The following is a 13356-nucleotide window of genomic DNA, read 5'->3' as shown; positions in this document are numbered from 1 at the left end:
TCAGTATTTTCAAAAAATGTTGACAGTTCGATTGCCGCTGGATAAAATTTACTTAAAATTTAAAAGATTGGTTGGTGCTCATGATTATATTGGATAATAGCATTCAGACAAAAAACAAAGCTTATTCAATATCAAAACTGATTACAGTCAACACGCTCGGTCCAGAAGGGACAAGCAGTGAGTACGCAGCAAAACATTTCATCTCTAATTTTACTCTTCTCCAAGGGCTAAACAGTAAATTATCTTTGCATGATACATTTGAATCATGCATCGAAAGGACTCTTCAAAGCCCGCTGGAATACACCATTGTTCCACATGCTTACGACGGCATTAAACATTTCTACATGAGGCCGGATTTACAGCTTTTGCAAATCTTCAGGTGCGATACACCGATGTACGGCCTGGCTGTCCGTCCTGATTTCACATTCAGCGACGACATGCTCGACACATCTATTATTGTTTCACACCCATCACCTATCAATTTAATTAAATATTTTACCCGCAAAGACGTCAGGTTCGAGCTGGTCAACTCAACCAGCGCCGCAGCAAAAAAAGTAAAAGAAGGTCTTTCTGACATTGCTTTAACCAATGAACTGGCAAGACAAAAATACGGGCTCAAATTTGTTAAGACATTTAAAAGCATTCCTATGAGCTGGTCATTATTCGGAAAAGGAGACGTTGATTATGAAAACTGAACAAGATGTGAAGGAGATTTATTTCCCGACACCAAAATTAATAGAGTGGGAGAACGGAGTGAGACAGTATTCCACCGTCCGCGGCGATACTGAAGTGCTAATGTCTTACGTTCCGCCGCATACTAACGTTGAACCACATCAGCACAAGGAAGTTCAAATCGGCATGGTCGTTTCAGGCGAGCTGTCCATGACTGTCGGAGACGTCACAAAAAAAATGACAGCCTTGGAATCGGCATATATCGCGCCGCCGCATGTGCCTCACGGAGCAAGAAATGAAACAGACCAAGAAGTCATTGCCATTGATATTAAACGGTATAAAGCTGATGAAACGTATACAAGTCCTGAAGACTACTTTTTGAATATTTTCAAAACGAGAGATTTATTGCCCGGCATGGAAGTCACATTTTTTGTTGAGGATTGGATAGAAATTATGCTGGCCAAGATTCCTGGAAACGGCGGCGAAATGCCTTTCCATAAACATCGCAATGAACAAATCGGCATCTGCATCGGCGGCGGATATGATATGACCGTTGAAGGCTGCACAGTGGATATGACATTCGGCACCGCTTATTTCTGTGAACCTCGTGAAGACCACGGTGCCATCAACCGTTCTGAAAAAGAATCTCAATCCATTAACATCTTCTTTCCGCCGCGCTACAACAGAGCAAAAACGAAAAAGATAAAGGCGGATGAATCATCATGAACCTCATCGATAAAACCGTCCTCATAACAGGAGGCGCATCAGGCATCGGCTATGCCGCGGTTCAAGCTTTTTTGAACCAGCAGGCAAATGTGGTTGTGGCGGATATTGATGCAGCACAGGGAGAAGTCATGATCCGGCAAGAAAATAATGACCGGCTGCACTTTGTGCAAACAGATATAACAGACGAAGCGGCCTGCCAGCACGCTGTTCAATCGGCAATCGATACATTCGGAGGATTAGATATTTTAATTAATAATGCGGGGATCGAAATCGTGGCGCCTATTCATGAGATGGAGCTGAGCGATTGGAATAAGGTGCTCCAAGTCAATCTGACGGGCATGTTTTTAATGAGCAAGCACGCACTCAAGCATATGCTGGCTGCCGGCAAGGGCAATATCATTAATACGTGCTCTGTCGGCGGAGTCGTGGCATGGCCTGATATCCCGGCATATAACGCCAGCAAAGGGGGCGTGTTGCAGCTGACAAGGTCAATGGCTGTTGATTACGCCAAACATCAAATCCGCGTTAATTGTGTATGTCCGGGGATTATTGATACGCCGTTAAATGAGAAATCCTTTATGGAAAATAACGAAGGCACACTTGAAGAAATCAAGAAAGAAAAGGCGAAGGTGAATCCGATGCTAAAACTTGGAAAACCTGAAGAAATAGCAAACGTTATGCTGTTTTTAGCCTCTGATTTATCTAGCTACATGACCGGAAGCGCCATCACCGCAGACGGAGGATATACCGCACAATAGAGAGAGAAGGAGTGTTTTACATATGGAGAGAAAAACAGTTTTGGTTATCGCTGATCTTGGAGGCTGCCCGCCGCATATGTTTTATCAAAGCGCTGCTGAAAAATATAACCTGGTCAGCTTTATTCCGAGACCATTTGCCATTACAGCTTCCCATGCGGCACTTATTGAAAAATACTCGGTCGCGGTCATAAAGGATAAAGATTATTTTCAGAGTATCACAGATTTCGAGCATCCCGATTCCATTTACTGGGCGCATGAGGATCATGACAAACCCGAAGAAGAGGTAGTCGAGCAAATCGTCAAGGTTGCCGAAATGTTTGGAGCGGAAGCCATCATAACAAACAATGAATTATTCATCGCTCCGATGGCGAAAGCCTGTAAACGTCTCGGCTTAAGAGGAGCGGGTGTACAAGCTGCCGAAAATGCCAGAGATAAAAATAAAATGAGGGCAGCGTTTAATAAAGCCGGGGTCAAAACAATCAAAAACAAACGGGTTACAACCCTCGAAGATTTCCGCGCCGCGCTGAAAGAGATCGGCACGCCGCTCATCTTAAAACCGACATATTTGGCGAGTTCAATCGGCGTGACGCTGATTACGGACACCAAAACAGCAGAAGCCGAGTTTAACAGAGTGAATGACTACCTGAAATCCATTAATGTGCCGAAGGCGGTTACGTTTGAAGCCCCGTTTATTGCGGAGGAATTTTTACAGGGAGAATACCCGGACTGGTATCAAACCGAGGGATACTCCGACTATATCAGCATAGAAGGGATCATGGCGGACGGAGAATATTTTCCAGTCGCGATTCATGACAAAACACCGCAAATCGGATTTACGGAAACATCGCATATCACGCCGTCTATCTTGGATGATGAAGCGAAAAAGATCATTATTGAAGCGGCCAAAAAAGCAAATGAAGGGCTTGGGCTGGAAAACTGCGCGACACATACAGAAATCAAGTTAATGAAAAATAGAGAAGCCGGTTTAATAGAGTCTGCGGCCAGGTTCGCCGGATGGAATATGATCCCGAATATTAAAAAGGTCTTCGGCGTCGACATGGCGCAATTATTGCTGGATGTTCTCTGTTTCGGAAAAGACGCCGATCTACCGGATGGATTGCTGGAGCAAGAACCTTGCTATATCGCCGACTGTCATTTGTACCCGGAGCATTTCAAACAAAACGGGCAGCTTCCTGAAGCGGCGGAGGATATGATCGTTGAATCCATCAACATTCCGGACGGGCTGCTGAAGGGAGATACGGAACTGGTTTCTTTCTCGGCTGCGGCACCAGGTACGTCTGTTGATTTGAGCCTGTTTGAAGCCTTCAATTCCATTGCCGCATTTGAACTGAAAGGCAGCAATTCCCAGGATGTAGCCGATTCAATTAAACACATCCAGCAGCATGCAAAGCTGACTGCGAAGTATGTGCTGCCGGTATGAAACAGTTAAAGCCAAATTCTAAATACTTGCTTTACGGGCAGGCGCTTTCGTTTATGGGAGACTATTGTGTTCTCCCGGCCCTGCTCATTTTGTCTACATATTATCACGATTATTGGGTGACGTCGGGAGTCATCGCGGTCAGAAGCATTCCGATGGTGTTTCAGCCATTTTTGGGGGTGCTCGTTGACCGATTGGACAGAATTAAAATTATGCTGTGGACGGATGTCATCAGGGGCATCATCTTTTTGGGGCTCACCTTTCTCCCAAAAGGCGAGTATCCGCTGATTTTTCTTGCTCTGCTGTTTGTCTCTTACGGGAGCGGCGTATTTTTTAATCCGGCGCGTCTCGCGGTCATGTCTTCTCTGGAATCAGATATTAAAAATATCAATACCTTATTCGCTAAAGCCACGACCATTTCTATCATTGTCGGGGCGGCCGCCGGGGGGTTATTCCTGTTAGCCGGGTCTGTAGAGATGGCTGTTGCCTTTAACGGTGTGACATACCTGGTTTCAGCGTTTTTTATCAGGCGAATTAAGCTGCAATTTGTCCCGATTCAGTCTGAAAATATAAAAGAAGTCTTTCAGTCTTTTAAAGAAGGGCTGAAGGAAATCAAAACCAATTCATTCGTGTTAAACGCCATGTTTACGATGATTACGATGGCAATGCTTTGGGGGATCGTGTACAGCTATTTTCCGATTGTCAGCCGCTTTTTGGGTGACGGGGAGATCGGCAACTTTATCCTTACCTTCTGCATCGGCTTCGGCGGTTTCATCGGAGCGGCGCTTGTCAGCAAGTGGGGCTTTAACAACAATAAAGGCTTGATGTACTTTACCATTTTATCAATCGTCTCGCTGGCGCTGTTTTTATTCACGCCCATTTTTGCTGTATCTGTCATTGCTGCCATTCTCTTTTTCATCGCCATGGAATATGGGGAAGTGCTTGCAAAGGTTAAAGTTCAGGAAAACGCGGCGAACCAGATTCAAGGGCGTATTTTTTCGGTGGCTGAAGCGTCCATTGGCTTGTGCATTTCGATTGGTTCCATGCTTATCAACGTGTTAGAGGCTCCTGTCATCATGGGGCTGATTGTTATCATGGTAAGCGGTTTATTTTTGCATACGAAGCTGGTGAACAAATCTTTTTTGGAACGGGATAAAAAAACTGAGCAAATTCACTTATAAGGAGTCTTTCAGATGGAAATAACACCGTCCGACGTCATCAAGACACTTCCAAGGCAAGAATTTTCTCTCGTTTTTCAAAAGGTAAAAGAAATGGAAAAAACGGGGGCGCAAGTCATTAATCTTGGACAGGGGAACCCTGACCTTCCTACTCCGCCGCATATCGTGCAGGCATTGCAGGAGGCGGCTGTGAACCCTTCTTTCCACGGGTACGGGCCATTCAGAGGCTATCCCTTTCTGAAGGAAGCGATTGCCGCTTTCTATAAAAGAGAATACGGAGTGACAATCAATCCTGAAACAGAAGTGGCGCTCTTTGGCGGGGGAAAAGCAGGCTTGTATGTTTTGACCCAATGCCTGCTCAATCCGGGAGATATCACTTTGGTCCCGAACCCGGGCTATCCTGAATATCTTTCGGGTATTACAATGGCAAGAGCAGAGCTGCACGAAATGCCGCTGCACGCAGAAAACGGCTATCTGCCTGACTTTGAGAAAATAGAACCCGCTGTGTTACAAAAAGCGAAACTGATGTTTTTGAACTATCCGAATAACCCGACGGGAGCTGTGGCGGATGCGGCTTTTTATGCAAAAGCGGCCGCATTTGCAAAAGAGCACCAGATTCATTTGATCCATGACTTTGCGTACGGCGCATTTGAGTTTGATAAAAAACCGGCCAGTTTCCTGCAGGCGGAGGACTCAAAAACTGTGGGCGCGGAGCTTTATTCGTTTTCAAAAACATTTAACATGGCCGGCTGGAGAATGGCGTTTGCCGTCGGAAATGAAAAGATCATTCAAGCGGTCAATGAATTTCAGGATCACGTCTTTGTCGGCATGTTCGGCGGACTGCAGCAGGCGGCCAGTGCGGCGCTGTCAGGAGATCCGGAACAAACAGATCGCTTGAAACGCATCTATGCGGAACGGATTGACTTTTTTACGGAGCTTTGTGAAAAAGAACTGGGCTGGAAGATAGAAAAACCAAAAGGAACATTTTATGTATGGGCTGAAATTCCAAAAATGTTTGAGTCTTCTCACCAATTCTCTGACTACCTGCTGGAGCAGGCCCATGTTGTCGTAACGCCGGGCGAGATTTTCGGCAGCAACGGAAAACGTCATGTCAGAATATCAATGGTATCGAAGCAGGAGGATCTGCGGGAATTTGTCATGAGGATTCAAAAGCTGAACCTGCCGTTTGCTTCATTAGAAGAAGTATCCCGCTAAAAAGCGGGATTTTTTTATATGCTTTTCATGCTGCCGCCGTCAGCGGAAATTTGCTGCCCGGTGATATAGGAGGCTTCCTCGGAAGCGAGAAACGCGGCGAGCGCTGCGGTTTCTTCGGCTGATCCGACCCGTTTCATCGGGATGCCAGAAGCAATCTGTTCTACGGCTTCTTGTTTGGATATGCTGTTCTTTTCCATCACATTCTTCACAAATTGATGGTAACGGTCTGTAGCGATAAAACCAGGATTCAGGCAGTTGACAGTAATGTTGTGAGGAGCAAGCTGAATGGAAATATTTTTACTGGCGTTAATTAAAGCGGCATTCATCATGCTGTTTGTAAACATATTGGCGCCCGGTTCTTTCCACAGATTTCCGACAATGTTGATGATTCTGCCAAACTCATTTTGTTTCATCAGAGAGGCGGCACGCTTGATAGCGTCAATATAGGCAACGGTTTTCTGTGTGAACGTGGCCGTCATATCCTCTATATTACAGTTATCAAATGTGTCAGGCGCGCCGCCCGGGATATTATTAATCAGAACATCAAGCCGTCCGCATTGAGATTCAATTTCTTTAAAAATCTCCTCTCTCGTTTGCTGGTCAGACATATTACCCGCAAGGACAATGACACTCGCCTCAGGATGCTTGGCCAAAATATCTTCTTTGACAGGCTCAATATTGTCCAAGACTCGCGAATTGATGACGAGGGTAAAATGCTGGTCTGCTAATTTTAGAGCAATTGCTTTTCCGATACCTTGACTGGCTCCCATAATAAATGCGGTTCGTTTTGACAAATAACTGCACCCCTTTGAAAAAATTGGATTATTATCTACATCGTAAAAAAAAACGGAGAAAATAGCAAATTTTATTTAAATTCTGATAAAGAGGAATCGAAAAACTCCCGCCAGCTGCGGCGGGAGGAGAAATTATACATATAGGAATTGAGGAAGTGTATCAAGCGAAAGGCGGTTGCCCACAAAGAACGAGCCAAATTCGCCGTAGCGCGCGCTGACTTCGTCAAAACGCATTTCATATACAAGCTTTTTGAATTGAAGCACATCATCACTGAACAGCGTAACGCCCCATTCGTAATCGTCAAAGCCGACTGAACCTGTGATGATCTGTTTCACTTTGCCAGCATAGCTGCGTCCGATTAAGCCGTGGCTTCTCATCAAGTTTCTTCGTTCTTCCATAGAAAGCATGTACCAGTTGTCATTGCCGGATCTTCTTTTATCCATTGGATAGAAGCATACATATTTTGATTCCGGCAGTTCAGGGTAAAGACGCGCACGTACATGCGGATTTTCATACGGGTCGCCGTCGCCGCTCGCCAAATAGTTGCTCAGTTCAACAACTGACACGTAGGAGTAAGCCGGAATGGTGAACTCAGCAAGTCTTGATTTGTTGAATTCGAGCTCAATTTCATTTAATTCTTCCATAGTAGGGCGAAGAATCATCAGCATAAAATCAGCTTTTTGGCCAACGATGCTGTAAAGGGTTTGCGAGCCTTTCCCTTCTTTTTGGGCGACTCCCCATTTTTCAAGCAATCCTGTAAATTCATGAATGATAGACTGGCGCTCGTCACTGGACAGCAGCTTCCAGGAAGTCCAGTCCATTGTGCGGAAATCATGAAGCGCATACCAGCCGTCCAGCGTTTTTGCCGCTTCATTTGTCATTTGCTGTTCACTCATTTATCTTCACTCCTATTATCTTTTCGTTAATGCCTTCACTATATCATAGTTTATCCGATTCTACTGTGGAGAAACCTTGAACATCCGATTCGTATATCTCCTCAAAAATTAGAGAACATATAAGGAAAGAATCAGTTGCTTAAATTAGTTAGAAAAATAAGATTTTTTGATGAAAGCGCTATAATAAAAGTTGGCTGTTTGAATTTGACTGGAAGAAGAGTATGCTAGTAAAAGAAAGCGTTTTTGTAACTTTTTGAGGAGGGTTTATTGTGGCAGATTTATTTTCAACAGTGCAAGAAAAAGTAGCTGGAAAAGACGTTAAAATTGTATTTCCTGAAGGCTTGGACGAACGTATTTTAGTTGCGGTCAGCAAGCTTGCAGACAATAAAGTGCTGAATCCGATTGTGATCGGCAATGAAAATGAGATCCAAGCAAAAGCAAAAGAACTGAATGTGACGCTTGACGGCGTTGATATTTATGATCCTCATACATATGAAGGCATGGAAGATCTTGTACAGGCATTCGTGGAACGCCGCAAAGGCAAAGCAACAGAAGAACAGGCTCGAAAAGCGCTCTTAGACGAGAACTACTTCGGCACAATGCTTGTGTACAAAGGCCTTGCAGCGGGTCTTGTGAGCGGAGCGGCTCATTCAACCGCCGACACTGTCCGTCCGGCTCTTCAAATCATCAAAACAAAAGAAGGCGTGAAAAAGACTTCAGGCGTCTTCATCATGGCACGCGGCGATGAGCAGTACGTATTCGCAGATTGCGCGATCAACATTGCACCAGACAGCCAAGATCTTGCAGAAATCGCGATCGAAAGCGCCAATACGGCAAAAATGTTCGACATTGATCCTCGCGTAGCAATGCTCAGCTTCTCTACAAAAGGCTCAGCAAAATCTGATGAAACAGAAAAAGTAGCGGATGCTGTGAAAATCGCGAAAGAAAAAGCGCCTGAATTAACGCTTGACGGCGAATTCCAATTTGACGCTGCATTCGTTCCATCTGTAGCTGAGAAAAAAGCGCCGGATTCCGAGATCAAAGGAGACGCGAACGTATTCGTATTCCCAAGCTTGGAAGCGGGAAACATCGGCTACAAAATTGCTCAGCGTTTAGGCAACTTTGAAGCTGTAGGACCAATCCTGCAAGGCTTAAATATGCCTGTTAACGATCTTTCAAGAGGTTGTAACGCTGAAGATGTTTACAATCTTGCATTAATTACAGCGGCACAAGCACTGTAAGAAAAGCGATGGCAGCTCTCTCGCAGAGGGCTGCTTTTTTTGCGCCTTCTTTACCAGAACAGATGATATGAGTAAAATAAAGAAAACTGATCATCATTATAAATCTTATTCATGACAGGGGTGGGGCCTTTGTATTACGACGTGCTGAAAACCTTTATCGCAGTGGTGGAAGAAAAAAATTTCACAAAAGCAGCAGAAAAGCTGATGATTTCCCAGCCCAGCGTCAGTCTGCATATTAAAAATCTTGAAAAAGAATTTCAAACGGCTCTGCTGAATCGGTCGCCGAAGCATTTTACGACAACACCGACAGGGGACATTTTGTATCAAAGGGCAAAGCAAATGGTATTTCTCTACGAGCAGGCCAAGGCTGAAATTTACGCGCATCATCATTATGTAAAAGGTGAATTGAAAATAGCCGCCAGTTTTACAATCGGAGAGTATATTCTTCCGCCGCTTCTTGCCCAGCTGCAAAAGCTGTATCCTGAGCTGAATCTGGACGTCATGATTGGCAATACAAAGGAGGTAAGCGAACGTGTCCGAATGCTTCAGGCTGATATCGGGCTGATTGAAGGACATACGGACGAGAATGAACTGGAAATTGAACCGTTCATGGAGGATGAAATGTGCATCGCAGCGCCGAACCAGCATCCGCTTGCCGGAAAAAGAGGCATTTCAATCAGCGATTTGCAAAATGAAGCGTGGGTGACAAGGGAAAAAGGCTCCGGCACAAGGGAATATCTCGATCATGTGCTTAGCTCGAACGGACTGCGGCCGAAGTCGATGTTCACCATCAGCAGCAATCAAGGTGTAAAAGAAGCGGTGATCAGCGGCATGGGTTTATCGGTCTTATCAAGAAGCGTGCTGCATAAGGATTTGATCCACCGTGACATTTCAATTCTCCACATTAAAGATTTCTCATTAAAGCGCAAGCTGTCTTATATTCATTCTCCTCTCATGGAGAATACAAAAAATAAAGAAATTTTCATTACGATGCTGAAAAGCAATTTTCAATCATCACGGCTGAAATGATATAATAGTTTTCGTTCATAAGCCTAACATGAAAGGGTTTTACATAGATGGCAAACCAACCGATTGATTTACTGATGCAGCCGACATGGAGAGTCATTGACCAATCCAGTCTCGGCCCTTTATTTGATGCGAAGCAATCCTTCGCTATGGACGATACGCTGTGCGCCTCTGTAGGAAAAGGCGTGTCGCCGGCGACAGCACGCTCTTGGGTGCACCACGACACGATTGTCCTCGGTATTCAGGATACGCGGCTCCCGTTTTTGCAGGACGGCATTGCCCTGCTGGAAAATGAGGGATACCGCGTCATCGTCCGCAATTCCGGCGGTCTGGCTGTTGTTTTGGATGAAGGCGTTTTAAATATTTCTCTCATATTCGAGGACCAAAAGAAGGGCATCGATATAGACAGAGGATACGAAGCAATGGTGGAACTGATGAAACGGATGCTCAAGCCGTACGGGGCAAAGATTGAAGCCTATGAAATTGAGGGCTCCTATTGTCCAGGCAGCTATGATCTCAGCATTGACGGCAAAAAGTTCGCCGGCATTTCTCAAAGACGTCTTCGCGGCGGTGCAGCTGTTCAAATTTATCTCTGTGCAGATAAAAGCGGCAGCGAGAGGGCAGATCTGATCAGACGTTTCTATCAAGCCGCCCTGAAGGATAAACAAAACGACAAAAAAGGCGTCTACCCGGATATACGTCCGGAAACCATGGCATCGTTAAGTGAGCTTCTGCATACCGATATCTCCGTACAGGATTTAATGCTTGCTTTGCTTACGGAATTAAAAGCGTTAAGCAACCACCTCTACTCAGCCGGACTGTCCATTGACGAGGAATTGGAATTTGAGAAAAATCTTGTCCGGATGACAGAACGGAATGAAAAGGTGTTTGGATGAACGCCGTTTGCATGTCAGCCGATACGGCTGGCATGCTTTTTTTTCGCCTATCATCTTGTTTTCAGATAAATCTTTCTTATAAACAGAAAACAATTGCAGCAAAAAAAGCGATAAAATAACAGCAGCATCTGCATACAAAGGGGAGAGGCAAATGAAAGGGAATGTTTACAGCCTGTTTGTGCTGATCGCGGCTTTTTTCTGGGGAACAACCGGCACTGTTCAGGCGCTGGCTCCAGAAAGCGCCACTCCGCTGGCATTCGGAGCGGTCAGATTATTGGTAGGCGGCAGTGCCATGCTTCTTGTGGTCTGGATCAGCCGAGAGCTTCACGTGAAAAATTGGTCATGGCCGCCCGTGTTTTTAGCAGCGATTTGTATGGCCTGTTATCAGCCGCTTTTTTTCACTGCCGTAAAAGAAACAGGGATTGCAGTTGGGACAGTGATTGCCATCGGCAGTGCGCCTATTATTGCCGGGAGCTTAGAATGGGCCGTTTTGAAAAAACGTCCGCGAAATTCCTGGTGGATTGCAACTGTATTGGCTTTGGCGGGATGCTGGCTCCTGTTTTCAGACGGCTCCAATGTTCGGATTGATGTGTCAGGGGTTCTCATGGCGATTGGAGCAGGTGCATCTTTTGCGGGTTATACCTTGATCAGTAAATCAATGATGAAAACACAGCCGCCGAGAGCTACCTCAGCTGTTGTCTTTATGCTCAGCGCCATATTGCTGATGCCGCTATTGTGGCAGTCGGATCTCTCTTGGATGCTGACCCCAAAAGGATGGGGAACGAGCCTTTACATCGGGTTAATTGCGACATGCGCGGCCTACTTTTTGTTTGCAAAAGGGCTCACCGGAGTTCCGGCTTCGGCAGCGGTTACACTGTCCCTGGCTGAGCCGCTGACCGCCTCATTGCTGGGTGTGTTTTTCATAGGTGAAATGCTTTCTCTTTCCTCATGGCTCGGCATCGTGCTGATGATGTTAGGGCTTCTGGTCATTTCAGGGGCGCCTCGCAAGCAACAGCCAGCTGAAGCGGCTCATGTGTCTTAATAGATTAGCATAAGCTTGGGCTCATTTTACAAGACTAACGGATGCGCCGCAAAAACAGAAAATCCTCTTTTCTAAAAGGAAAAGGGGATTTTTTAATGGCAAAACCCCAAAACATGATATCTCGTTTTGGGGTTTTTAAAAGCTATTCCGCCATTTTTTCTAAATTTCCGTTCCGGTCCATTTTGAAGGACGGAGAGGCATGTTCATCATCTTCAAATAAAACTAGTTTTCTGGCTCTATTCATGATTTTTACCAAGGTTTCATAATCTTCCTGAATCGTTTTTTGATCTTTTTCAAGTTTTTGAACTTCTGCTTCCAGCTGTTCTGTTTTGCTTTGTAATTCTTGATTTTCTTTCTTTAAACGTTCATTTTCCATTTTTAAAGCTGAGGATTGCTCATGATTGCCTTCGTAATTCTGCAGAAATTTGATGACATCATTCATCGTCATCTCAGGCGCAGACGTTTGAGGAGACAATAAGTGTGATAGACTAGCTAACTCTTCCTTAAAGCTGTCATCCACAAAAGGCATGTGCTCGCCTGACATCAAAGCCTGCTTCTCATTTTCGGCAGTCGGGGTTTCAGGTTTCACCTGCTCCTCCTGCACTGCAGTTTCTTGAATTGTTTCGGGATCAACCGCAGGAGGCTGATATAACAGTCTTTTCTTCGCAGGCTGCCCGTTTCCGAGGGCTCTCATGCGCTGTTTCCGCTGTTTTTTTGCAAGCTGAAGCGCTTTTTCATATTGATGGCGCACCACCGCGTTCCATCTGAATCCGCAGGCTGCGGACGTCCGATTTAATTTATCGCCGACCTCTTCAAAGGCATTCAGCTGAGTGCTGCCTTCTCTTACATGCCGAAGCACGGTTTCGGCTAAAAGCAAATCATTTTCTTCTGACCAAGCGTCCTGGCGCTGTTTTGTCATTTATCTCAACTCCCATTTTTCTTTTCATGATATTAGAATGTCCAGATTGGAAAATATTTATACAAATTGGCTGGAAGAATAGGAGATACGGAGGCTGAAGCGGCTTGCAGGAACAGTCGAATCCTTGTACAATGAGGAGTGATGTGATTTTTTCGACAAAGCGATTTTAGGTATAAAACATAGATGAACATAGAAATGAAGGGAAGCGTACGTCATGGCTAATGAATTTCGAGTGTGTGATGATTGCCAAGCCACTAATATCAAAACATTGCTGCCGCGTTTAAAAGAAGTAGACCCGGACGCAAAGGTTGAGGTAGGGTGCCAATCTTATTGCGGGCCCGGACGGAAAAAATCGTTTGCTTTTGTAAACAATCGCCCGCTGTCAGCTCCGACAGAGGATGAGCTGATTGACAAAGTGAAAAAGAAATTAAAAAAGTAAAAACATATTTTTTCATAGCCTTGGCCCTCTGGTCAGGCTTTTTTGCTTCACATCATGTGATTTTCGGAAAGATGGAACAAATCGCCGGACAAATTCAAGGATGTTTTCAAAGAAT

General features: G+C 45.1%; 14 protein-coding genes. 11 read left to right on the top strand and 3 right to left on the bottom strand.

The window, feature by feature from the left end; translation table 11 throughout:
• Nucleotides 1-80 precede the first annotated feature (80 nt).
• The 6 genes from UJ203_RS12755 to UJ203_RS12730 are packed head-to-tail and all read left to right on the top strand — an operon-like array spanning nt 81 to nt 5987.
• Complete coding sequence (locus UJ203_RS12755; RefSeq protein ID WP_095712765.1) at nt 81-695, top strand: bacilysin biosynthesis protein BacA; 615 nt, start codon at nt 81-83, stop codon at nt 693-695.
• Nucleotides 685-1398, top strand: coding sequence for a cupin domain-containing protein (locus tag UJ203_RS12750; RefSeq protein WP_024123247.1), 714 nt, complete (start codon nt 685-687; stop codon nt 1396-1398). The genes UJ203_RS12755 and UJ203_RS12750 overlap by 11 nt, the downstream gene beginning before the upstream one ends.
• Entirely contained in the window at nt 1395-2156 is a 762-nt protein-coding gene (gene bacC, locus UJ203_RS12745) for a dihydroanticapsin 7-dehydrogenase (RefSeq protein ID WP_322011275.1), read from the top strand. The genes UJ203_RS12750 and bacC overlap by 4 nt, the downstream gene beginning before the upstream one ends.
• A gap of 22 nt (nt 2157-2178) precedes the next feature.
• On the top strand, nt 2179-3597 hold the full coding sequence (locus tag UJ203_RS12740) for an ATP-grasp domain-containing protein (RefSeq protein WP_322011273.1): 1419 nt from the start codon (nt 2179-2181) through the stop codon (nt 3595-3597).
• Nucleotides 3594-4775 (top strand): bacilysin exporter BacE, encoded by a 1182-nt coding sequence (gene bacE / locus UJ203_RS12735; RefSeq protein ID WP_322011271.1) that lies wholly within the window; start codon nt 3594-3596, stop codon nt 4773-4775. Before UJ203_RS12740 ends, bacE begins: the two co-directional genes overlap by 4 nt.
• Nucleotides 4776-4787: 12 nt before the next feature.
• Entirely contained in the window at nt 4788-5987 is a 1200-nt protein-coding gene (locus UJ203_RS12730; protein WP_322011263.1) for a pyridoxal phosphate-dependent aminotransferase, read from the top strand.
• Nucleotides 5988-6001: 14 nt separating this feature from the next.
• On the opposite strand, the gene bacG is transcribed toward UJ203_RS12730, so the two are convergent.
• A complete protein-coding gene (gene bacG / locus UJ203_RS12725) occupies nt 6002-6781 on the bottom strand; it encodes an NADPH-dependent reductase BacG (protein ID WP_322011260.1) in 780 nt (259 codons plus the stop codon).
• Nucleotides 6782-6913: 132 nt separating this feature from the next.
• On the bottom strand, nt 6914-7678 hold the full coding sequence (gene hemQ, locus UJ203_RS12720; protein WP_003235942.1) for a hydrogen peroxide-dependent heme synthase: 765 nt from the start codon (nt 7676-7678) through the stop codon (nt 6914-6916).
• Between the two features lie 269 nt (nt 7679-7947).
• Between hemQ and pta the strand changes: the two genes are divergently transcribed.
• The 4 genes from pta (at nt 7948) to UJ203_RS12700 (ending at nt 11883) form a co-directional block, all read left to right on the top strand.
• A complete protein-coding gene (gene pta / locus UJ203_RS12715) occupies nt 7948-8919 on the top strand; it encodes a phosphate acetyltransferase (RefSeq protein ID WP_322011257.1) in 972 nt (323 codons plus the stop codon).
• 129 nt (nt 8920-9048) lie between these two features.
• The gene (cysL, locus tag UJ203_RS12710; protein ID WP_322011255.1) at nt 9049-9948 is read left to right on the top strand and encodes a cysJI operon transcriptional regulator CysL; all 900 of its coding nucleotides are present in this window, start codon (nt 9049-9051) and stop codon (nt 9946-9948) included.
• A gap of 47 nt (nt 9949-9995) precedes the next feature.
• Complete coding sequence (locus UJ203_RS12705; protein ID WP_105990781.1) at nt 9996-10841, top strand: biotin/lipoate A/B protein ligase family protein; 846 nt, start codon at nt 9996-9998, stop codon at nt 10839-10841.
• A gap of 151 nt (nt 10842-10992) precedes the next feature.
• Entirely contained in the window at nt 10993-11883 is an 891-nt protein-coding gene (locus UJ203_RS12700) for a carboxylate/amino acid/amine transporter (RefSeq protein WP_322011252.1), read from the top strand.
• 142 nt (nt 11884-12025) lie between these two features.
• Here the strand turns inward: UJ203_RS12700 and zapB are convergent, their stop codons facing one another.
• Nucleotides 12026-12802: a cell division protein ZapB gene (gene zapB, locus UJ203_RS12695; RefSeq protein ID WP_322011250.1), complete on the bottom strand. Its 777-nt coding sequence runs from the start codon at nt 12800-12802 to the stop codon at nt 12026-12028.
• Nucleotides 12803-13016: 214 nt separating this feature from the next.
• Here zapB and UJ203_RS12690 point away from each other — a divergent pair, with 214 nt between their 5' ends.
• On the top strand, nt 13017-13241 hold the full coding sequence (locus UJ203_RS12690; protein WP_024123235.1) for a DUF1450 domain-containing protein: 225 nt from the start codon (nt 13017-13019) through the stop codon (nt 13239-13241).
• The last annotated feature ends 115 nt before the right edge of the window (nt 13242-13356 follow it).

The sequence above is a fragment of the Bacillus sp. V26 genome (assembly GCF_034296245.1).
In the GTDB taxonomy this organism is placed as follows: Bacteria; Bacillota; Bacilli; order Bacillales; family Bacillaceae; genus Bacillus; species Bacillus halotolerans.
Note: the sequence above shows the minus strand (reverse complement) of the source record. Positions and strands in the feature narration are given on the sequence as shown.

What these genes read in the sequence shown, in the direction of transcription:
- UJ203_RS12730 (WP_322011263.1), top strand. Translation starts at nt 4,788, where the DNA reads ATGGAAATAACACCGTCCGACGTCATCAAGACACTTCCAAGGCAAGAA.
- UJ203_RS12690 (WP_024123235.1), top strand. Translation starts at nt 13,017, where the DNA reads ATGGCTAATGAATTTCGAGTGTGTGATGATTGCCAAGCCACTAATATC.
- bacE (WP_322011271.1), top strand. Translation starts at nt 3,594, where the DNA reads ATGAAACAGTTAAAGCCAAATTCTAAATACTTGCTTTACGGGCAGGCG.
- UJ203_RS12740 (WP_322011273.1), top strand. Translation starts at nt 2,179, where the DNA reads ATGGAGAGAAAAACAGTTTTGGTTATCGCTGATCTTGGAGGCTGCCCG.
- UJ203_RS12755 (WP_095712765.1), top strand. Translation starts at nt 81, where the DNA reads ATGATTATATTGGATAATAGCATTCAGACAAAAAACAAAGCTTATTCA.
- hemQ (WP_003235942.1), bottom strand. Translation starts at nt 7,678, where the DNA reads ATGAGTGAACAGCAAATGACAAATGAAGCGGCAAAAACGCTGGACGGC.
- UJ203_RS12700 (WP_322011252.1), top strand. Translation starts at nt 10,993, where the DNA reads ATGAAAGGGAATGTTTACAGCCTGTTTGTGCTGATCGCGGCTTTTTTC.
- UJ203_RS12705 (WP_105990781.1), top strand. Translation starts at nt 9,996, where the DNA reads ATGGCAAACCAACCGATTGATTTACTGATGCAGCCGACATGGAGAGTC.
- zapB (WP_322011250.1), bottom strand. Translation starts at nt 12,802, where the DNA reads ATGACAAAACAGCGCCAGGACGCTTGGTCAGAAGAAAATGATTTGCTT.
- UJ203_RS12750 (WP_024123247.1), top strand. Translation starts at nt 685, where the DNA reads ATGAAAACTGAACAAGATGTGAAGGAGATTTATTTCCCGACACCAAAA.
- bacC (WP_322011275.1), top strand. Translation starts at nt 1,395, where the DNA reads ATGAACCTCATCGATAAAACCGTCCTCATAACAGGAGGCGCATCAGGC.